At 65.8% G+C, this 330-nt stretch carries 1 pseudogene; it reads left to right on the top strand.

Going from position 1 to position 330, the window contains the following annotated elements:
- A pseudogene (locus tag AB4Y31_RS31870) lies at positions 1-330 on the top strand (electron transfer flavoprotein subunit beta/FixA family protein); the annotation flags it as partial.

Here is a 330-nt window from a genome sequence, read left to right as displayed (position 1 = left end):
TCGCGAACGTGAAGATGTCGATGAATCCGTTCGACGAAATCGCCGTCGAGGAAGCGGTGCGCCTGAAGGAAGCGGGCGTGGCGACCGAGATCGTCGCCGTCTCGTGCGGCGTGGCGCAGTGCCAGGAGACCTTGCGCACGGCGCTCGCGATCGGTGCGGACCGTGCGATTCTCGTCGAATCGAGCGAAGAGCTGCAGCCGCTGGCGGTGGCGAAGCTCTTGAAGGCGCTCGTCGAGAAGGAGCAGCCGCAGCTCGTGATCCTCGGCAAACAGGCGATCGACGACGACTCGAACCAGACGGGTCAGATGCTCGCCGCGCTGGCAGGCCTGC

It is taken from the genome of Trinickia sp. EG282A, from assembly GCF_040965455.1.
GTDB classification, from domain to species: Bacteria; Pseudomonadota; Gammaproteobacteria; order Burkholderiales; family Burkholderiaceae; genus Trinickia; species Trinickia symbiotica.
The sequence above is the reverse complement of the archived record's forward strand: the minus strand, read 5'-3'. Positions and strand labels throughout refer to the sequence as shown.